Origin of the sequence: Pandoraea pneumonica, assembly GCF_049918595.1 — a bacterium.
Classification (GTDB): Bacteria; Pseudomonadota; Gammaproteobacteria; order Burkholderiales; family Burkholderiaceae; genus Pandoraea; species Pandoraea pneumonica_A.
Genome location: NZ_JBNCRZ010000006.1, coordinates 78,147 through 99,312 on the forward strand (window position 1 = coordinate 78,147; position 21,166 = coordinate 99,312).

Here is a 21,166-nt window from a genome sequence, read left to right on the forward strand (position 1 = left end):
TTGTCCGATTCGCATTATTGAATGACCAAACGATGTTATCAGGTCAATCGCGGGCACGCAGACAATGATCGCAACGCCACAGCCAACCGCCCGACGGCGGTCATCGACATCATGTCTGCCTTGCATGTGAACATCATCGGCGCGGGCCTCGGCGGCCTGTGCCTCGCCCAGGGACTGCGCCGCGCCGGCATTTCCTTCGACGTCTTCGAACGCGACGCCGCCCCTGCCGCCCGCTTCCAGGGCTACCGCCTGCGCATCGACGATAACGGCGTCGATGCGCTCGACCGATGCCTGCCGCCCGCTCAGGCGCGAGGCGTGCGCGAGCACGCAGCCGTCGCACGCACCGGGGGCCGCTTTGTTACCCCCTCGCTGGAGAATGCCGAAGTCGTCGTCCCTCCAAGCTGGCACGACTCGCACATCGAGTCCGACGCGGTATCGCCCCCGCCCAAGCCTCATGTCCGCAGCAAGGCGCGGGCCGACGACGTGCACGGCGACCTGAGCCTGCATCGCCAGACACTGCGCGAACTCTTGCTCGATGGCATTCTCGATCGCGTGCATTTCGGCAAAGCGTTCACCCACGCCACCTCAGCCACCGCCGATAATCTGCGCGTCGCGCACTTCGAAGACGGCACATGCAGCGCGCCGGGCCTGATCGTCGCAGCCGACGGCACGCACTCGCGTGTGCGGGAGCATCTGTTGCCCGGCATGGCACCACGCGACACCGGCAACGTTTGCTTCTACGGCCTCACACCGGTCTCGACAGCGTTGCTCGTGCTCATGGACAGTCATGGAGAAGCGGCGTTGATGGAAGGCAGCACGGTCGTGTTTGCCGACGGCTTTGCCGTGGTCGTCGACGCGATGCTGTTTCGCCGTGCACCGGGCAATGCATCGCTCGACACACACCGGGCAGTCGACGCACGGCGCCGTGGCCCCGGCGATGCCGCGCGCGTGCCGCTGTCCCGGGTCTCCGATTATCTGTACTGGGCCTTCATCGGGCCTGCGCACACTCTCCTCGGCCGGGACGGGATGTCGCCCGACGCTGCCGGTCTCGCGCCGCTCGCTCGCATCGACACGCTCACGCGACGCTGGCACCCGCACTTGCGCTCACTCTTCTCGCACGCGGTGCCTGATACCGTGCGCACGATGCCGGTACGCAGTACGACCTGCCCGATACCGTGGCAACTCGACGGCGTCACCGGTCTGGGCGACGCAGTGCATACGATGAGCCCAGCCGGTGGCCTCGGCGCCAACACCGCCCTCTCTGATGCCGCCATGCTTGCCGAACAGCTGCAATCGGTCGCCGGAGGCACGCAGTCGCTCTCACGGGCGATCGCCGCCTACGAGCGCGACATGTGCGAGCGCGCACGCGAAGCCGTGCGGTTAGCCGATGCTGGCGCCGCCATGCTCAACGCGCGCCGTGCCGCCGCACACGAGACGGTGCATACCGCCGCCGACGCCGTTCATCTGTAGAAGCCCCCTTTGCGAGAGGTTTGCACGAGCGATTTGCATGCGTTTTGCGACGGCTCGCCGAATCAATGGCAGACGAATCTCGAAGGCGACCTAGGGTCACCGCTGAAGCGTCGACGCTCCCGTGTTACTTTTACGGCAACGACATTGCGCGCGAGGAATGGCCATGTACACCGTAATGGGTATCACGGGGCGAGTTGGCGGCGTTATCGGGCACGATCTGCTCTCGGCGGGGCTACCGCTGCGCGCCATCGTTCAGGACCCCGTCAAGTCGAGCCGATGGGCGACGCTGGGTGGAGAGATTGCCGTGGCGGAGAACGGTGACGTGCACGCGCTCACCAACGCGTTTCGCGGTAGCGAGGCGGTATTCGTCATGTTGCCGCCCAACGCCGATCCCGAGCCGGACTTCTCGCACGCAAGGCATCTGATCGACGCCATCCGGCAGGCGCTCGCCGCCACGCGTCCGCAACGCGTCGTGTGTCTCTCGAGCATCGGTGCCGATTGCGAAACACCGAGCTTGCTCAGCGCGTTGAGCATGTTCGAGACGGCGATGGTTTCGCTCTCGCTGCCAGTCACGTTTCTACGCCCGGCATGGCTGATGGAGAATTTTTCGTGGGATATCGCGCCAGCGCGCGAGCGGGGTGTACTGCCAAGTTATCTGCAACCGGTGGAGCGAGCGATTCCGATGGTCTCGACTAGCGACGTCGGCCACGTTGCCGCGCGCGCCATGCAAGACGACGTCGCAGGCGAGCGTGTCATCGAAATCGAAGGCCCGGAGCGTTACTCTCCTGACGATATCGCCGCAGCGCTGGCCCGGGCCTTAGTACGTGATGTGCACGCCGAAGCCGTACCGCGCGCCGCATGGGACCCACTCTTTCGTGCTCAGGGCATGCGCAATCCGCTGCCGAGAATTCAGATGCTCGACGGCTTCAACAACGACAGCTTCCGCTTTACGGATGACGGCCGGCATGCGATCCGCGGCGACGTCACGCTCATCGAGGCGATCGCTGCCTTGGTGCGCGAGAGTTGATCGCGAAACGACTCAACGCCCGTCACCACAGCGTGGCACTACGCGAAGTAATTCTGGCCAATGCTCTACCCACTCGTCGTCATGCGTGGCACCGTCCACCATGCGCGTCGTCACGCATTGGCCACCCACTGCCTTGGCAAATCGCGTCGCCACCGCTGGCGGTACAACGGTGTCTTTCGTTCCGCTGAAATGCACCTGCGGCATCACGGCTAAGCGCCCGGCAACATCGATCGGATTGCGCGACGCGGGCATCGGCGAGACGCGATGCAATTGATTCACATATTCCACGTCGAGATTGCCAGCCACCGTACGGAGCGACGCGACATCCTGACGACGAGCGGCGATCAATACCGCAACCGCGCCACCGCCGGAGTAGCCGACTAGTTCGACACGCTGCCCCGGCACACGCGCAGCAACGCGGCTCACAGCATCGTTCATGGCATCGATCACTTCGGGGGCAAAGCGCTTCCCGGTCCAGTAGGGAACGCCGCAACGCGGGTTCATCTCCATCGGCGTGAACTGACACGGTCGCGCCAGATACACCACATTCGGCGACGGATCGACTGCCGCCAGTGCCAGACCGGTCGCGGTGACGGGTGTAGGGTCAAGTGATGGTTCGGTGCGCGAGAGCCACGCCAGACCGTCGCCTTCGATGTAAATGCGTACCGGCGCATCGGCACGGGTAATCCGCACGAACGCGGTCAGCACGAATTCCGGGGTCGACAACATTTCGCGATGCAGCCCCGCGGGCGCGGCAAGCGCTTCAGCATGTTTGTCGCGATCGAGACTCGCACACCCCGGCAGCGCGAGCACTGCGGCACTACACAAGCCAGCGACGGATCGAATCGCGCGAATGGCAAAGCGTGTCACTGCGCACTCTCGCTGCGCTCGGCGACGAAGCGCGTCAAATCGACTGCGGCTCGCTCGATGACGGGTGCCCACGCTCCGCGATCAGCCTGCCTGAGCAGTCGCATCCCCGGATACCAAGGGGTATCGTCGCGATCGAGCAACCAGCGCCAGTCAGGAACAAACGGCAGCAACACCCACACCGGACGCCCCATGGCGCCCGCCAGATGCACGGGCGACGAGTCGACCGATATCAGCAGATCGGCCAAATGAAGAATGGCCGCCGTGTCTTCGAAATCGCGAATTTCATCGCTGAGCGATACGACCGACATCCCGGGCGGCGGCGTATCGGCTTGCGACGACGCCGGCCCCTTCTGAATCGACAGGAACGTTGCCCCTGAAGCACCCAGCGGCCCCAGTTGGTCAAGGTGTATCGACCGGTTGCTGTCGTTCACATGCTCCGGGCGGCCGGCCCACACGATTGCGACCCAAGGCTTCGGCAATGCAGCAAGGCGCGCCTGCCAGTGCGCCACGCGTGCCGGATCGGCACTGAGGTACGGCATCTCCCCCGGCAGATCGTCGAGCTTGAGCCCCATCGCCATGGGCAAGCTCATCAGCTCGCAATGCTGATCGAAGGTGACCGGCAGCGTGCCACGCGCCACGATATCGTCGTCCCCCCACATTCGCTTCGCGATGGAGAACGTTTCCTGATTGACCTCGAAGATCACGCGCGCCTGGCTGCGCTCACGTGCCCACCGCGCCATGCGCATGAACTGAAACGTATCGCCGTAGCCCTGCTCGTCGTGAATCAGGAGCGTCTGACCGGGAATGGGCCGGCCGTCCCAACGCGGGCGCTGTACTTTGCGCTCGATCGACTGGGTATGTTCCAGACTGTAGCGGTAGCGATATTCGCGCCAGCCCCGTTCGAAGTCACCGAGCAGCAGCAGGGCTTCGGCAAAATCGAACCGATTGGCCAAGTCGCCCGGCACTTGCTGCGCGAGCATGCCGAGCACATCGCACCCGGCCTGCGTCTTGCCCTGCGCCCGCAGCACCATGGCGAGCAAACGCCACATCGACATCGGGGCAACGCCGCGCGACACCACGTCGTTCAGCAATGCCTCAGCGCCCGCGAAATCTTGTTCACGCACCAGCGTCAACGCCCGCTCGTGAATCGCCACCACCTCCGATCGCCCTTGGACAGCAACCGGTATATCGCGTACCGCGGCATTCCCCTGCGCGGTAGCGGGCGATGCTTCTGGCACGTTGACGTCGGCGCTCTCGAGGCCACGTTTATCGATCTCCGATTGAATGACAGCAAGCAAGGCCACCGCGTCGGCACTCTCCGGTTGCAATGCCACTACCTCACGTGCGCAAACCAACGCTTCGTCCAGACGACCGACCAGGCGCAGAATGCGTGCGCGTGCGCCAAGCGTGGACGGATGCCGTTCGGCAAACGCACTCATCACCTCGACGATCTGCAACGCCCCTGCCACGTTGCCGCGCGAAAGTTCCACATCGGCAAGGTTGCGATAAGCGTCCACAAACTGGGGATCGATGTCGATCGCCCGGCGTGCATGGACAGCCGCCTCATCAAACCGTTGCAACGCACTAAGTAGCGCCGCCAGGTTGCTATGCGTATCGGCACGCTGCGGCGCCAATTCCAGCGCGCGGCGATAGTGCGCTTCTGCGGCATCGGTGCGCCCGAGCAGGCGCGCCGTGTTGCCGAGATTGTTCTGTGCATCGGCCGACGCCGGTTGCAATTCGCTCACACGCAGCAAGCACGCCATACTCGGCTCGAGCTCGCCCGCTTCCTGCAATACGATGCCAAGATTGTTCCATCCAGCAGCAAACGTCGGGTCGATCGCCACCGCGTGTCGCGCTGCCGTCTGCGCTTCCTCCAGCCGCCCGGCCTGACGGCACATCTCCGCCAAGTCCGACCAGAACGCGGCGGGGGCACCCGAGGCGTCGCACGCCCGCTTCATGTGGTCGATCGCCATCGCCCGCTTGCCGTAGGCGTGCGCCATCAGTGCCAGCAGATAGTGGGCATCGGGTTGATCGGGGGCGACTTCCAACACTCGGCGGCAAAGCAATTCCGCCTGCGCGGCCTGCCCGGCCTGCCAATGCGACTGCGCGAGCGCAATCGCCTGCGCGAAGGTCAGCGTGCCGGAATCGGAATCGGGAGCGGAAGAGGATGACATCGGGGCGTGGGGTGCCGAACGGCAGAAGCGAGCAGAACCCGCGGTGAAGGACTGCGCAATACTTCCACGGCGGTCGCAGCCATGTCAAATGGTGCGACCGCCGGGTGTGACATCAACGCATCAGAAGCGTTGCTGCACGCGCACGATACCCGTGTGCGAGATGAAGCCCGAACCGGCTTGCAACTGATAACGAACCGAGGCGCTCAGGTTGTTCGCACGCAGGAGCGTGAGACCCAGCGAAATATCCGCCAGGTCGGACACCGGCGTGGCGCCCACCGTCGTGAAGCCCGTTTGGCCGATCGGGTCTGCCGCGAAGCTTGCCCCGGTGGCCAGACGCGTACGGTTGTACTCGTGCACCCAACGCAAGCTCAACTCCGGCACCAGGCTGCCATACGACGTATCGAACGGCAGTGCAAACTTCGCACCCAACGCGCTACGCACCGAGCTCGCCGACGCGCTGCTCACCGACAACGCCGTACCATTGCCACCCGTTTCCGTGTAGCTGTTCTGGTTCAGATAGCTGTACGTCAGGCTCGCAAGCGGCGTAACCACGGCACGACCGACGGCCAGCGGGTAACCGAACTCGGCACTCGCCACATATTGCTGGCCGTTGAAGCTGCCGTTCGCAACGCCGTTGAAGCCAGGCATCGACACCATGCGCGTCGAGTTGTAGCGCTGCATCACGGCCGAGCCCGACAGGTTCACGTACCACGGCTCGCCCGTGAAGGCGGCGTAGCCGATCAGCCCGTAACCGTTCACGCTCGTGTTGTTGCCCGACGTGCTGCCATCGTTGTTGATGACCGTGCGCGAGAACTGGAACGCACCACCGGCACGCCAGTGATCGCCGAACGCACGGTCGGCACCGACCAACAGACCACCGTAATTGGCGCTGTAACCATCGACATCGTCACGCGCGGACTGACTGGCGTGACCACCGAACGCCTGCCCCCACACTCCCCAGTTCGATGCGCTGTCGCCGGTGGCCACGCCCGTGCCGCCCGCCTGTGCCACACGCAAGCCGTTCACGTGCGCATTGACCACGCTGATCGAGTCGAGCGTCGCGGCACCTGCGGCACGAATGTGCTGCGCCGGTATCAGTTGCTGACCGACGCGGTTGGCTGAACTCGTCGAGTTATCGCTGAGCGAACCCAGTGTCGCGTTATACAGATTGAGCAATTGCGGATCGCTCACCCCGGTGTACCCGAGCAAGCCGCGCAGCGATGAGATGGCATTCGGATTCGACGCGATAGTGGCATTGTTGCGTGGGTCGAACGTCGGCGTAGTGCCGCCGTTGTTACCGCCCGTATTGCCACCTTCGCTGCCGCCCGGGGTACCGCCGTTGTTGCCGCCGTTGTTGCCGCCGTTATTTCCACCGTTGTTGCCACCGTCGCCACCGCCCGGGGTGCCGCCGTTGTTACCCGAGCCTTGCGCCAAGGTCACCACCAGATCTTGGTGCGTGCCATTCGCCACCGAGGCACCGGTCGCGGCGAGTGTCGTCGAGCCGTTGACCTTGTACACCAGCGAATCGGCGTTGTAGTTGGCGGTACCCGCGGTATCGATCACAACGTAGCGCTGCCCCGCGGCAAACGAATAGCCCAACGATTGCAACGCGACATTCGAACCGGCGGCGAGCGTGGTGTTGCCGCTCACCACCAGACGGCCATAACCGCTGTCCGAGGTCATGTCGCCCGTCGTCACCGCGTTGCTCGCCACGCCGATTTGCAGTGTCGCGCCAGCTGCCTGCGCATAGTTACCTGCGACCTGAAGCGCACGATTGACTTGCAACACCGACGCGTCGTTGTAAGCCGTACGCGTACCGTTCAGATTGAAGTTGTCGTTGACCAGCAGGTTGCCGCCGTTGAAGTGCACGTCGGCGTTGGTGCTCACGATCGTGCCGACACCGCCGCCGAAGCCCGTGAGCGTACCGAACGTCGAGTCAGTCGCGCCGCTGATGCGCAGATCGTTGACCGAGCGATTGATGATCCAGCCGCCGATGGTGCCTGCGTTCGCGATCTGACCGATGCTGGCATTGGGGTTCTGATTCGAGATCGCACCGCCGAGCGCCGTAATCACACCACCGGCGACGTTATTGATCGTATTGATCCGGTCGATGTTGTCGATCGCGTAGTAGTCGCCCGTGATCAGACCCGCGTTATTGATGGCATTGATCGTGCCGCCGTACAGCGCGCCGCCGATGAACGACGTGCTGTTATAGATCCCGGCGGGCCCGCCAGCACCGGTTGACGTGATCTTGCCGCCGGACAGGTTGTTGATGGCGCCAATGGTCCCGCCCAAATTCGCCACGCCATATGCCGCCGCGGAGATCGTGCCACTCGCCCCAGCAATCGTGCCGCTGTTAGTCAGCGTACCCAGCGTCGCACTCGATGTGCCGTTGCCCGACGCCTGAACCACAATGCCGCTGGCGCCGCTGATCAGCCCGGTATTCGTGAGCGAGCCGAACTGTCCGGTGCTAACCAGACCCATCGCGATTGGCGCCCCACCGGTTGCCGCAATCGTGCCGTTGTTCACTGCGGACGTGATGACGCCGCTGTTGGACACGCCCACCATGCTGCCGGAGATGAGCCCGCTGTTTTGCAGACTGGTCAGCGTGCCGTTGTTCGTGAGCGTACCGAGCGCGCCGTTGATCGAACCGAAGGTCGTGCCCGTCACCGTCAGATTGGCGCCGTCGAACGTCCACGCTGGCGAGGCATTCACCGGCGTGCCTGACATCAGCGGCGTCGTACCGCCGATGGTACCGATGCCGGTCGGCGTGAAGATCGTCACCACTAGATCGTTCTTGGAACCATTGGCGACGCTCGCACCGCTCGCGGACAACGCCGGGTAGCCGTTCACAACATAGCGCAGCGTCCCTTCGTTGTAATTGCTCGTGCCTGCGGTGTCGATGACGACGTAGCGCTGGCCGCCTGCAAAGGCATAGCCCAGCGATTGCAACGCAATTGTCGAACCCGGCGCGATGTAACTATTGCCCGAGACGACCAGACGGCCGTAACCGCTGTCGGTGCTGAAGTTACCCGTCGCATTCGCGCCGCTCGCCACACCGATTTGCAGCGTACCCGCAGCGGCCTGGTTGTAGTTGCCAGCCACCTGAAGCACGCGATTGACCTGCAACACCGATGAATCGTTGTAAGCGGTGCGCGTACCGGCTAGATCGAAGTTGCTGTCGAGCAGCAGGTTGCCGCCGTTGAAGTGCACGTCGGCACTTGTACTCAAGATGTTGCCGACCCCGCCGAAGCCGGTGATCGTGCCGAAGGTCGAGTCCGTCGCACCGCTGATGCGCAGATCGTTGGTCGAGCGATTGACGACCCAGCCCGCGATCGTGCCCGCATTATTGATTTGATCGATGCCACTGCCTGCGGTTTGATTCACGATCGCACCGCCAAACGCCGAGATCACCCCCCCGGCAAGGTTGTTGACCGTGTTGATCCGGTCGGCGTTATAAATTCCGTAGTAGTCGCCGGAAATCAAACCCGCGTTGTTGATGGCACCGATCGTGCCACCGTACAGCGTGCCGGCAATGAGCGACGAACTGTTCTGAATTCCGGACGGCAGCGCGGTGCCCGTTGCCGTGATCACCCCACCGGCAAGGTTATTGATCGCGCCGATCGTGCCGCCGAAATTCGCCACGCCCGCGGCCGAGGTCAAGATATTGCCGCTACCACCTGCAATGGTGCCGCTGTTCGTCAGCGTGCCCAGCGTGGTGCTAGGCGTGGCGTTACCCGAGGCACGAACCATCAGACCGTTGAAGCCGCTGATCAGCCCGCTGTTATTAAGCGAGGTGAACTGCCCACTGGTGAACATGCCAGTGGCATTCGGCGACAGTTCCGTCGAACTGATCGTGCCGGTGTTGACTGCGGACGTGATGGAGCCGCTGTTGAACAGGCCCGACATTCTGCCGGAGATCAGGCCGGCGTTCTCCAGACGCGTGATCGCCGTCACGCTGTTAATGCCGGATGCATTGTCCGAGACCAACGTGCCTTGGTTGAGCAGCGTTCCGAGCACACCGCCGTTGTAGATGGCCGAATCGGTCAAGCCAGTCGCATGCATCAAGCCGTTGTTCTCGATGCGGGTAATGGTGCCGCCGTTGGTGCCGATGGCCAGCGCCGACGTGCCGGTCAGCGTGCCGTTGTTTGTGAGCGTGCCGAGCGATCCATTGATCGAACCGAAGGTCGTGCCCGTCACCGTCAGATTGGCCCCGTCAAACGTCCACGACGGCGACGCGTCGATCGGCGTACCTGCCACCAGGGCCGTCGTACCACCGATAGTGCCGAGGTAGGTCGGTGCGAAGATCGTCACCACCAGATCGTTATTGGGACCGTTGCCCACGCGCGCACCGCTCGCCGAGAACGTTGGGTAGCCGTTCACGAGATAGCGCAGTGTCGACTCGTTGTAGTTGCTCGTGCCGGCCGTATCGATGACCACGTAGCGCTGACCACCCGCGAACGCATAACCCAGCGATTGCAGGGCGATTGTCGAACCCGGCGCGATGTAACTATTGCCCGAGACGACCAGACGGCCGTAACCGCTGTCGGTGCTGAAGCTACCCGTCGTATTCGCACCGCTCGCCACACCGATTTGCAGCGTACCCGCAGCGGCTTGGCTGTAGTTGCCTGCCACCTGAAGCACGCGATTGACCTGCAACACCGACGAATCGTTGTAAGCGGTGCGCGTACCGGCCAGATCGAAGTTGTTGTTGAGCAGCAGGTTGCCGCCATTGAAGTGCACATCTGCATTGGCACTCACGATGGTGCCAACACCACCGCCAAAGCCCGTGAGCGTACCGAACGTCGTGTCGGTCGCACCGCTGATGCGAAGATCGTTCTGCGAGCGATTGACGATCGCACCCGCGATGGTGCCCGCGTTGCTGATCTGGCCCAGCGACGACGTGACTGCCTGATTCGAAATTGCGCCGCCGAGACCGGTAATCAAGCCACCCGCGGCGTTGTGGATCGTGCCGATCGTGCCGCCGTTGGAAATGGCGGCATTGCTCGGACCGGTCGCCGCAATGGTGCCGTCGTTCAGGATGCTTGCGATGGTGCCCGTGCTAGCCACCGAAAACGCGTAGGCGCCGGTGAGCGTCCCCGAGTTCGTAATCGTACCGAGGTTACCGGTGATCGTCGTGAACGTCGTGCCCGTGACCGTCAGGTTCGAGCCGTCGAAGCTCCAGTTCGGCACCATGGCGGTGGGCGTACCGCTGACGAGCCCCGTCACGCCGCCCATCGTGGCGATATAGTTCGGACCGACGAGCGAGACGACAAGATCCTGACGTCCGTTGTTGATCACTTGCGCGCCGCTGCCCGTGAGTGTCGGGTTGCTCACGAGGTAGTTCAACGTGCCGGGGTTATAGGTGGCGGAGGCCGCGTCGATGACGACAAAGCGCTGACCTGCCGCCAGCGTGTAACCCATCGACTTGATGGAGATGGTCGAGCCTGCGGCCACCGTTGCGTTGCCATTGACCACCAATCGGCCATACCCGGTGTCCGTTTGCAGACTTCCCGTCGTGAACGCACCGTTCGCCACACCGATTTCGAGCGTGGCACCAGCGTCTTGCTGGTAGTTGCCGCCGACCGTGAGCGCCCGATCGACATGCACCGTGGCGCCGCTGTTGTACAACGTGCGCAAGCCAAACAAGTCGACCGAATTGTTGAGTACGATGTTGCCGCTCGTCAGGCGCACATTCGAATTGAAGTTCATGATCGTTCCTGCGGACGTGCCATCCGCCCCCGTGAACGTTCCGAACGTGCTTCCCGTGCCGCCGGTGATCGTCAGCTCCTGCATGCCGAGACTCACGATGTCACCGCGAATGACACCGGCATTGTTGATGGTGCCGATCCCATCGCCGCCTGACACGATGGCGCCGCTTCCGCCTGAAATCGTGCCCCCTGCCAGGTTATTGATCGTGCCGATCAAGCCGCTGTTGTTGATCCCGTACACCGCGCCGTAAATGACACCGCCGTTGGTGATCGCACCAATGGTGGCAGCATTGGTCGTGGTTCCGACGATGTAGCTCGAATTGTCGATGCCGAAGACGTTCGGGCCACTGCCCGTGCCCGAAATCGTCCCCGCGGCGGCATTGCCGTTCGCGCCGGTGTTCACGATCGACGAAATAGCGCCGCCCCAGTTACGCACACCTGCGCTTAACCCGGTAATCGTGCCGGCGTTGGACAGCGTCCCAATGCTGTGCCCGTTGCGATCGTTGTGCACGCCGTAGTCGGCCTGAATCAGCCCGCCGCTCTGGTTGCTCAACGAATCGATTCGATTCGCGTTATAGACGCCGCTGCTCCCGTCACCCAAGGTGGCAGGGGCGGTAATCTGGCCAGAGTTCGACAGCGTGCCCATCGCCCCAAAGTTTTGCACCGCCAAGCCCGCAATCCCGGTACCCGATACCGTAATCGCGCCCGAATTGGTCAACGTTCCGAGGCTTGAGGTGCTGACCACTCCGGATGTGAGGCCGGAAATCGTGCCGGCGTTGTCGATCGACGTAATCGTGCTTACGTTCTGGACACCATAGAGCCCCCCCGTAATCTTGCCGCTGTTCTCAATCGCGGAAATCTGGCCGAGCGCGTTGCGAATCCCGTAGGAGGAGGTGCCCGAGATCACGCCGGTGGCGTTGTTTTGAATCACACCGATCGTCGACCCATTGGCAATACCGACGTCTGTCCCCGTGATCGCGCCGGAGTTCTCAAGACGATTGAGCGAACCGGCTACGACGGTACCGTTGAGGTAGCTGGTCGTGTTGAGAATGCCGACCTGCCCCTTGATCGTGCCCGTCGCGGATCCGGCAATGGTGTTCGAGATCGCGCCAATCGTCCCGCCTGCGTTGTTGATGCCATTCGTGCCCCCGGAGATCGTCCCGGTGTTGGTGATGGTATCGAGGCGGGTGGGTGCCGCAGGGTCGACCGGCGCCACCGTAATGCCGTTGCCGCGGTCGCTCGCACCAGCGATCGCACCGGTATTCGTCAGCGTCCCGACAGCACCCGACACCTGGACCGCAGCCGCGTTAAACGTCGCATTCGAGATAAAGCCATTGTTGACGATCGAGCCCAGCGCCCCGGCCACGGTCACGCCGGTCAGCGCGCCCGAGACAGTTCCGTTGTTCGTCAGCGTCGACTGGTTCGACTGGAGGCTGGTTGCCTCGATGACAATACCCTCAGAGCCACCGGAAACTGCGGCCCCAGCGCCCACCTTGATCTGTCCGATCAGGTTATTGAAAGTCACTGACCTGACGCCGGACATCGTGATGTTCAGATCGGTACCGTTCCAGTCCCAGACGGGGAACCAACCCATTGCGGCGCCGGAAAGCGCGAACCCGTTGGTATCCGACTGCGTGAGTATCCCCGCGTAGGGCGCCGGCGTCGCTTGAACCACTCCCGAGAGCACGGCCAACGCCGCGACGGCTGCCGCCTTGCGAGCCCGGCGGCGGTCCACCGAGCGTGACTTGCCACTATGGCCGCAGGCAATTTCCGATGCGACCTGATACATGCCAAGACTGGCGCTCCACACCACGCGGTAGACGTGATTCACTGGCTTCCCCTAATGAGTATTCTTTTCGTGCGACGGATGCTGAATTCGGTACAGTCCCGCTCGAACGCTTGTGATGCCAACGAAAAAACGTCGCCATACGGGCGAAATCCGTTGATATGCCGTGCGTGAGGCGGAGGGAGCGGCGACGCTAGTGCGTCATGGCGCGCGAGAGCGCGGTGAGTCGGTCGGGCAAGACGAGAAATGTCGAAAACGCGTCGCTTTGCCAAGCAGCAAAGGAAAATTGCGCTCGCGCAAAAGCGCATGACATCTGAAATTCAGAATAAAGCATAAGGACATCCCCGATTTATCGACTCGCGCCTTAGATATCGGCGCTGCGCGCTTGTTATATTCAGTAACATTTTTAATTCCGCGAATACTTTCACAAGCTTCCACGACTGTCAATCGGTAATCACGGACACCGAAATAATCGTTGATTTTATTAATTTTTCACCACCAAACAGAAACAACATCTGGTGAAAAAATTCCGCTGAATATGTAACCTTCAGATAACAAACGGGGCGATCCAAACTTATTGGATCGCCCCGAATTAATTTCTTCCATAGCCGCCCAGCCAGCGAAGTTTCCAGGCTTCCGATACACTCGGGATTCGTTGATCGCAGCCACTCCCGCATCATCTTCGCTAAAGGAATTTACGCATGAGCACGAATATCGAATCTATCGCCGTCAACCGTAACGACGGCACGCCGGCCAAGCTTGGCGATTACGCGGGCAAGGTGCGTCTGGTGGTAAACGTGGCGTCGAAATGCGGGCTGACGCCGCAATACGAAGGGTTGGAGCGCCTGTATGAAGACAAGCGCGGCGCGGGCCTCGAAGTGCTGGCCTTCCCGGCCAACAACTTCAAGGGGCAGGAGCCGGGCACGAATCAGGAGATCCTCGACTTCTGCTCCACGCAATACAACGTGACCTTCCCGTTGTTCGCAAAAATCTCAGTGCTGGGCGAAGATCGCCATCCGCTGTACGCCGCCCTGGTCGATGCCAAGCCGGAAGCCACGGGCGAAGGCCCGTTCCGCGAGCGTCTGAAAGGCTTTGGCGTCGAGCGGGAGAACCCCGCCGATGTGCTGTGGAACTTCGAGAAGTTTCTGGTCGGGCGCAACGGTGAAGTCGTTGCCCGCTTCTCGCCCGACGTGAAGGCTGACGACCCGCGTCTGGTCGCCGCCATCGACGCCGAACTGGCGAAGTAATTCATCGCGACAACAGGCGCGCCGTCCCCCCGGATCGACGCGCCTGCAACGCCCGGCTCAGCGCTTGGCCGTGTCGGTCATGAACTTGCCGGTCGGCGCTTCACCCCCCTTCTTCTGACGCCGCGTCGTGCCATCGATGCCGCCATCGACCGCCCACTCTGCAAACACCGTCGGCCCCGGCTCGAAGTCGCGCGGCTGCCACTCGGGCGTCAACACATCTTCATCCGCGTAGTACTCGATCAAGGCGCCGCACGGGTTCTTGAAGTACCAGAAGTACGCCGACGAGATCGGGTGACGGCCCGGGCCGAGTTGCGTCTCCCAGCCGCAGCGGTCGATGTGCATTCCGCCGCCGAACACTTCGTGAATATCGCGCACCGTGAACGCCACGTGATTCAGTCCGCGCTTGCCGTTGGGCAACGCGAGCAGAAACAGATCGTGGTGGCCGCCGTGCGGCGCACAGCGCATGAACGCGCCGCGATCCGGATAACGGTCTGACAACTCGAAGCCCAGCATGTCCTCGTAGAACTTCTGCGTCGCCGCGAGCGCATTGGTGAAGAACACCACGTGCCCGACTTCAATCGGCTGTGCGCGCTCGTACACCGGGCTCGGCGTGTTCACACGTTGCGCGGGCAGCCCCCACGGGTTGGTCGGTGCGCCCTTCAGGTCGAGCGCTCGCTTCGTGCTCACTTCCACGCGCACGGCCAAACCGTTCGGGTCGATACAGCCTGTCGCGCCATCGGCGAAGTAGTACCCCGGCTGACCGGCAAGCTTGTCGGCAATCGCAGCGACTTCGTCGGCCGTCGTCACCCCCCACGTCACCTCTCGCAAGGTCGGGCCGTCTTCCATCGCAGGCGGTAGCGACGGATCGTCGTGCCGCACGGCCAGCACACGGCCGCCATTCAGCGTTTCGAAGCGCGCGCCATTGGCATCTGCCGAAACTTCGGTGAGTCCCCAGTCGGCAAGAAAGCGGCGGCAGGTGTCGAGGTCGGTCACCCCGTAAGTAATTTGTTCGATGCCCAGAATCGTCATGGCAGTCTCGGGTGATAGGTCGGAATCAAAGATCGAGCGTCAGGCGGTCGCCCTTGCAACCGGACACGCAGATCATCATGACTTTGTTCTCGGCGCGCTCTCCGGCGCTCAATACCGAGTCGCGGTGATCGGGGCAGCCTTCGAGCACGCGCGTCTCGCACGCCCCGCAAACCCCTTCCATACAACTGTGTTCAGCGTCGATGCCCGCTGCGAGCAACGTGTCGAGCAGCGTCGCGCCGGCTGGCACGGCAATCTCCTTGCCGCTTTTCGCCAGCTTGACGACATAGCCTTCGCTGGTCGCTGGCGGCGGCGCGTCGGGTGCTGCGGCGAAACGCTCGATATGCACGTTGGCAATGCCCGCTTCGGCGCAGGCCGCGTCGAACGCATCGAGCATCACACCGGGGCCGCAACAATAGGCGTGCGTGCCCGCAGGTTGTCCCGCGAGAAAACCAGCCAGCGACGCGGGCTTGCCGCCTTGCTTATCGTCGAAGTGATAGGTGATATCGCCACCCAGCGCGTTGATGTCGTCGATAAAAGCGGCTTGGGGTGCCGTGCGCGCGCAATAGAGCAGCTTCACGCTGCGCCCCAGCACACGCAGGCGGCGATACATGCACAGAATCGGCGTCACACCGATACCGCCAGCCACCAGCACGGTGTGCGCCGCGTTCTCGTCGAGTTCGAAGTGATTACGCGGTGCGGAGATATCGAGCGTCATGCCCACGCGGAAATTGTCGTGGATGAAACGCGACCCGCCGCGGCTCTTCGGGTCGGCGAGGATACCGAGCACGTAGCGGTTCGTCTCCCCGGGCGCGTTCACGAGCGAATAGCTGCGCACTAGCCCGCTCGGCAGATGCAGGTCGATATGCGCGCCCGGGGTGAAGTCCGGGAACGTCTGCGCCGATGCGCCGCCAACGGCCGCAGGCACGAGTTCGATACTCATGATGCCCGCCGCTTCGAAGCGAAGCGTGCGCACCATCGCACTCAGGTTTGACTTGCTCATGACCCAGCTCTCTGTTGTTGCTTGCAGGCGTATCCTGCATCCGTAATGAAAAACCACCTGCTCGGGCGCTAACGAATCGGTCAGCGTCGGTCAACCCGCTTTCGACATATCGATATCGAGCCGCGCAAACGCTTCGATCTCCACGCGCAGCTCGGGGAATACCAATCCGCGCACTGCCACCAGCGTCGAGCAGGGATACGCGCCACCGTTCTGCGCCACTTCGGCAAAGAAATCACGGCGGGCGCGCCCCACGTCGTCCTTGTCGGCAATGTCGGTCACATACACCACGAGCTTGTAGATGTTCGCGAGCCGACCGCCGCCCGCTTCGACCAGCGCGCGAATCTTGCCGAGCACGACGAGCGTCTGCTCGTAAGCCGTCAGCGGCTGCGCAGCATCGCGCGTGGCCGGGTGCGCCGTCATGCCCGAGAGCAGAATCTCGTTGCCGAAGCGGATACCGTTCGTCCACGTCGCCGTCGACAGATCGGGCACGGTTTGCGCGCGAATGCGCTCCGCTTTCAGCACGGTATCGGTGTCGGCGTGCCCGCACGCTTGAGCATTGGATGACATGACGTGAACGGCTTACGCCTTCCCCTGTTGCATGCGTTCGAGTTCTGCCTTCGCCAGATTCTTCAGATGGCGGCGCAGACGCACGATGCCCATATCGTGCTGGTACAGATGCTCGTTCTGATTGGCGTCCGGCTCCATGTCTTCGAGCATCACGCGGTCTTGCTCGAGCACGGCCCAATGACGCGCCTCAAGACGATTGCGATACAGGAAGCGCCACGTGTTGCGCTGCCAGTCTTGCAGCTTGCGACAGCGCCAGTGGAAGACGGCAGCGAGCGTCGGCGAAATCGGCGTGTAGCTGCCCACGATCACGAAGTTGCCGCCCGGGCCGCCCGTCTTCGGATACGGAATTTCGAGACGCATCCAATGCGTGCCGGTATCCGCCCATTCGGTCCAGTCGAAGTTCACGTCGCGCTGGCCTTCCTTCTCGAAGACAAAGCCGATGTCCGTATCCCGAATGCGGAACGCCGCCGTGTTATCGCCTTCCGCCATCGAATGCGATTGCTTGTGCAGATACGTGCCGTGCATCGGGTCCATCACGTTATCGAGCACGTAGCGGTAGTCGCCCTTCCACTCGGTGTAGCAGAGGAACGACGAAAACTCGCCGTCGGCATCGAGTTCTTCCGGCAATACCAGCGGCGGCGGCGTGTCGATGTTTTCGGTCGCGTTGTACAGCCAGATCGCTTCGTTGCGTTCAACGATGTGATACGCCTGCGTCGGACGCGAGCCTTCGAGCTTGCAACCCGGGCTGCCCGGCACACGCATGACCGTGCCGTCGCAACGCACTTGCACGCCGTGATAGCCGCACGCGATGCGGTCGCCCATCACGATGCCCTTCGAGAGCGGTGCGCCACGGTGCGGGCAATGATCGTCGAGCGCATGCACCTTATTGTCTTGATCGCGCCAGAACACCAGTTTCTTGCCGAGGCGGCGCAGCGAGACCGGCTCGCGGCCGACCATATGCGACGGGCAAATCGGGTACCAAAGATTCTTCAGGCCGCGCTCAAGAATGGCGTCAGCAGTGAGAACAACTTGTTGCGTAGTCATGGGGGGACCTCTCCATCGTCGGCGCCTCGCCCCGGCTCGTGCCAGTTAGCGAGCGCATCGTCATGTGATGTTTTTACTCTTCGGCCATGCGGGCGATCTGCGCCTTGTAGACTTCTTCAGTCCACATCTCGCCCTCTTGCGGGCCAGGGCCCGTGCGATTCAGGTAAGCGACGAGGCCCGCCAGATCGTGCGTGCCTGCGGCGTAGGCGCGCTCAATGGCGTCGCCCAGCAGGCTTTCGTATTGCGTCGGCACATGGCGACGCGCTTGATGCGGGTCAAGATAACGGTCCATCATTTCCCTCCGTTGCGAACCCGTTCGCGAATGCGTGCGTGCACGGGTACAAAGTCGTAAGTCGGATAGCATTCGGTGCGAAACACGCCCCACGCGGAACGCTCTAGCTCCACGTTCACCACCGGCAGCAGGTGGGGCGGCAACTCCAGCGTCACGATCTGACCGAAGCCCATCGCCACCGTCCACGACACCACCTTCACGCCCTCCGGCGGAAAGCGCTCCCACCACTCGGCCGCCTTCAGGCGCTCCTGAAACGCGTCGAGATTGTTCGATTGGTCATGCCGCAAAAACACTGTCAACAGCATCGTTTGCGGGGCATCCACCGGGGTAGCGGTCTCGGTCATGGGGTATGCGTTACTGCACGAATTGGTTTGTGAACAGGTCGGCCGGGTTCGACTTGTCGCGAATGACCTTCTCTTGCGCGTAGAAATCCTGAAGCTTCGTCACACGTGCCGGATCGAAGGCGCCCAGACGCTGCTGGCCCGGATAAACATTGCGCGCGTAATACGTGAGGATCTTCTCGATCTCCGCTTCCTTGCCCTTGTAAGCGGGCACCGCCGCGCAGTAGTCCTTCGCGGCACCCGCCGGATCGCGCATGATTTCGGCCACCGACTTGAGCGTGGCGTGCACGAACTTGCGGATCATCTCGGGCTTCTCGGCAATGGTCTTGTCCGAGGCGAGAATCGCCTGCGCCATGCCCGGGAAATACTTGTCGGTCGACGTCATGGTGATTTTCACGCCCGCGTCTTCGATGTTCTGCGCCCACTCCGGCGTGCCCACCATCACCTCGGCTTTACCCGTGGCCACTTGCTGCCACACGCCTGCCGGGCCAGCGCCCTGAATGCGTGCGTCGTTACGCGTGAGGCCCGCCGAAGCCAGCAGCCCCAGCGTCGCGTAGAAACCGGTGTCCTGATACGCCAGCACCGTGATCGTCTTGCCCTTCAGATCAGCAGGCGACTTGATGTTGGCGTCGTCGCGCACCACCAACTGGTGCAGCGTGCGCCCGCCCAGCAGGGCAACGCCTTTGATCGGAATACCGTTGGGGCGCAGCACGATGGGCGTGTCGCCCAGACCGCCGCCGAGATCGCCGTTGCCGGACGCGAGCTGCTTACCGACGTCGGCGCCGCCCTGCACGGTGAGCCAGCGTACCGACAGCCCTTCGGCGGCGTAGTAGCCCTTTTTCTCGGCCAGCATGAGCGGCGCGAACGCCGGCAGATTTGCCGGGGCGGGCAGCAAATAGGTGATTTGCTGGGTGGCCGGTTGCGCCCACACCGGCGCAGCAGCCAGGCCCGTGAAGGCACACAGGCCAGCCGTCAGAAAGGCGCGGCGCGCCAACGATGCACGGAAAATCGACAACATATCTCTGCCTCGCTCAAGTCTTGGGTTACCGCGATGCCCCGTGCATCGCGGTGGTTGATGCCACAGCTTGTTAGCTTCTTGTTGTTCAGACGCGTCCCGCCCAGCCGAGCGGGTTGTCGTTCATGCCCCAATAGAGGCTCTTCTGATTCGTGTATTCGAGCAGTCCCAGACGCCCCTTCTCACGCCCCATGCCGCTCTCCTTCCAGCCACCGAACGGCGTCGAAATCGAGAACTGCTTGTAGGTGTTGATCCAGACAGTGCCGGTTTCCAACGCACGGCCCAGACGCCACGCGCGCTTGTAGTCGCGTGTCCAGATGCCTGCCGCCAATCCGTAGACGCTATCGTTGGCTTCCGCCAGCAAGTCGTCTTCGTTCTCGAACGGCAGCACCGCGAGCACCGGGCCGAAGATTTCTTCCTGCACCATGCGCGCCTGATTGGTCAGGCCCGCGATGATGGTCGGTTGATAGAAGTAGCCCTTCTCGCGCCCGTCGCCCGCAGGACGCTCGCCGCCGCACAGCAAGCGGCCGCCCTCTTCCAGTCCGATGGCGACATACCGCTCGATCGACTCACGATGCGCCGACGTGACGAGCGGCCCCATCTGCGTGTCTTCGCGCAACGGGTCGCCCACGCGCAATTGCTTCGCACCGGCGACCAGCCGCTCGACGAACGTGTCGAAAATCTTCTTGTGCACAAACAGGCGTGACCCGGCGATGCACGACTCGCCCGATGAACTGAAGATGCCGTACAGCACCCCGGCCACGGCGTGGTCGATATCCGCGTCTTCGAACACGATGGTCGGCGACTTACCGCCCAGTTCGAGCGAGACGGGCATGAGCTTCTCGGCTGCCAGACGCGCAATGCCGCGACCGACTTCGGTGCCGCCCGTGAACGCCACCTTCTTGACCTTCGGATGGCGCACGAGAATGTCGCCGATCACCGAACCCTTGCCCGGCAGCACCGACAACACGCCACGCGGCACCCCCGCGGCTTCGCAGATGCGACCCAGTTCGAGCGAGGCCAGCGGCGTGACTTCTGCCGGTTTGAGCACCACGGCGTTGCCTGCGGCCAGCGCGGGCGCGAGCTTCTGTGCGTCGGACGCAATCGGCGAGTTCCACGGCGTGATGGCCGCCACCACGCCGAGCGGCTCGTGCACGCTCATCGTCAGATAGTCGCCACGCGACGGCGTGAGCGTTTCTTCCAACGTCTCAAGACACGACGCGAAATAACGGAACGTGCCCGCAGCACTTGCGACGAGCGCACGCGTCTCGCTGATCGGCTTGCCGTTGTCGCGGCGTTGCAGATGCGCCAGCGCCTCGGCGCGTTGCGTGATGCCATCGGCCACGCGATGCAACACAGCAGCGCGTTGATGCGGCTTAAGCCCCGCCCAGTCGGCACGGCGCCACGCCGCGTCGGCGGCTTCTACGGCGTCCGTCGCGTCTTGCGCGCCTGCCGCCGCAATTTCGGCGTTCACGCTCTCGTCGGCCGGATACAGGCTCTGATAGCGCTTGCCCGTGCCGGCACGCCATTCACCGCCGACCAGAATGTCGCTCGAAAAACCTTGCAGCAAATCTTGATGACTCATGGTGCTTG

14 protein-coding genes and 1 pseudogene are annotated in these 21,166 nt (G+C 62.9%); 3 read left to right on the top strand and 12 right to left on the bottom strand.

What is annotated here, in order from left to right; all coding sequences use genetic code 11:
* Positions 1 to 21 precede the first annotated feature (21 nt).
* Positions 22 to 1,470 (top strand): FAD-dependent oxidoreductase, encoded by a 1,449-nt coding sequence (locus ACPWR9_RS22175; protein WP_426300775.1) that lies wholly within the window; start codon positions 22 to 24, stop codon positions 1,468 to 1,470.
* 163 nt (positions 1,471 to 1,633) lie between these two features.
* Complete coding sequence (locus ACPWR9_RS22180; RefSeq protein ID WP_426300777.1) at positions 1,634 to 2,497, top strand: NmrA family NAD(P)-binding protein; 864 nt, start codon at positions 1,634 to 1,636, stop codon at positions 2,495 to 2,497.
* Between the two features lie 12 nt (positions 2,498 to 2,509).
* Here the strand turns inward: ACPWR9_RS22180 and ACPWR9_RS22185 are convergent, their stop codons facing one another.
* The 4 genes and pseudogenes from ACPWR9_RS22185 to ACPWR9_RS22200 all read right to left on the bottom strand — a co-directional run bounded on the left by ACPWR9_RS22185 (position 2,510) and on the right by ACPWR9_RS22200 (position 13,083).
* On the bottom strand, positions 2,510 to 3,367 hold the full coding sequence (locus tag ACPWR9_RS22185) for an alpha/beta hydrolase family protein (protein WP_426300779.1): 858 nt from the start codon (positions 3,365 to 3,367) through the stop codon (positions 2,510 to 2,512).
* Positions 3,364 to 4,554 carry a glycosyl transferase family 8 gene (locus ACPWR9_RS22190; protein WP_426301039.1) on the bottom strand — a complete coding sequence of 397 codons (1,191 nt, stop codon included), beginning with the start codon at positions 4,552 to 4,554 and terminating at the stop codon, positions 3,364 to 3,366. The genes ACPWR9_RS22185 and ACPWR9_RS22190 overlap by 4 nt, the downstream gene beginning before the upstream one ends.
* 261 nt (positions 4,555 to 4,815) lie before the next feature.
* Positions 4,816 to 5,541, bottom strand: a pseudogene (locus ACPWR9_RS22195) (tetratricopeptide repeat protein); the annotation flags it as partial.
* A 120-nt stretch (positions 5,542 to 5,661) separates the two neighbouring features.
* Positions 5,662 to 13,083, bottom strand: a complete 7,422-nt coding sequence (locus tag ACPWR9_RS22200; RefSeq protein ID WP_426300781.1) for an ESPR-type extended signal peptide-containing protein — start codon at positions 13,081 to 13,083, stop codon at positions 5,662 to 5,664.
* Between the two features lie 656 nt (positions 13,084 to 13,739).
* Between ACPWR9_RS22200 and ACPWR9_RS22205 the strand changes: the two genes are divergently transcribed.
* Positions 13,740 to 14,285 carry a glutathione peroxidase gene (locus ACPWR9_RS22205; protein WP_426300783.1) on the top strand — a complete coding sequence of 182 codons (546 nt, stop codon included), beginning with the start codon at positions 13,740 to 13,742 and terminating at the stop codon, positions 14,283 to 14,285.
* Positions 14,286 to 14,342: 57 nt separating this feature from the next.
* On the opposite strand, the gene ACPWR9_RS22210 is transcribed toward ACPWR9_RS22205, so the two are convergent.
* From ACPWR9_RS22210 to ACPWR9_RS22245, 8 genes are all read right to left on the bottom strand, one after another.
* Positions 14,343 to 15,314 carry a VOC family protein gene (locus tag ACPWR9_RS22210; protein WP_426300785.1) on the bottom strand — a complete coding sequence of 324 codons (972 nt, stop codon included), beginning with the start codon at positions 15,312 to 15,314 and terminating at the stop codon, positions 14,343 to 14,345.
* A 25-nt stretch (positions 15,315 to 15,339) separates the two neighbouring features.
* Positions 15,340 to 16,314, bottom strand: a complete 975-nt coding sequence (locus ACPWR9_RS22215; protein WP_426300787.1) for a PDR/VanB family oxidoreductase — start codon at positions 16,312 to 16,314, stop codon at positions 15,340 to 15,342.
* A gap of 90 nt (positions 16,315 to 16,404) precedes the next feature.
* Positions 16,405 to 16,881: a Rid family hydrolase gene (locus ACPWR9_RS22220; protein WP_426300789.1), complete on the bottom strand. Its 477-nt coding sequence runs from the start codon at positions 16,879 to 16,881 to the stop codon at positions 16,405 to 16,407.
* Between the two features lie 12 nt (positions 16,882 to 16,893).
* The gene (locus ACPWR9_RS22225) at positions 16,894 to 17,925 is read right to left on the bottom strand and encodes a Rieske 2Fe-2S domain-containing protein (RefSeq protein WP_426300791.1); all 1,032 of its coding nucleotides are present in this window, start codon (positions 17,923 to 17,925) and stop codon (positions 16,894 to 16,896) included.
* A 73-nt stretch (positions 17,926 to 17,998) separates the two neighbouring features.
* Positions 17,999 to 18,217 carry a recombinase-like helix-turn-helix domain-containing protein gene (locus ACPWR9_RS22230; protein WP_426300793.1) on the bottom strand — a complete coding sequence of 73 codons (219 nt, stop codon included), beginning with the start codon at positions 18,215 to 18,217 and terminating at the stop codon, positions 17,999 to 18,001.
* On the bottom strand, positions 18,217 to 18,561 hold the full coding sequence (locus tag ACPWR9_RS22235; RefSeq protein ID WP_426300795.1) for a hypothetical protein: 345 nt from the start codon (positions 18,559 to 18,561) through the stop codon (positions 18,217 to 18,219). Before ACPWR9_RS22235 ends, ACPWR9_RS22230 begins: the two co-directional genes overlap by 1 nt.
* 10 nt (positions 18,562 to 18,571) lie before the next feature.
* The gene (locus ACPWR9_RS22240) at positions 18,572 to 19,576 is read right to left on the bottom strand and encodes an ABC transporter substrate-binding protein (protein ID WP_426300797.1); all 1,005 of its coding nucleotides are present in this window, start codon (positions 19,574 to 19,576) and stop codon (positions 18,572 to 18,574) included.
* Positions 19,577 to 19,661: 85 nt separating this feature from the next.
* Positions 19,662 to 21,158, bottom strand: coding sequence for an aldehyde dehydrogenase (locus ACPWR9_RS22245; RefSeq protein ID WP_426300799.1), 1,497 nt, complete (start codon positions 21,156 to 21,158; stop codon positions 19,662 to 19,664).
* Positions 21,159 to 21,166 lie beyond the last annotated feature (8 nt).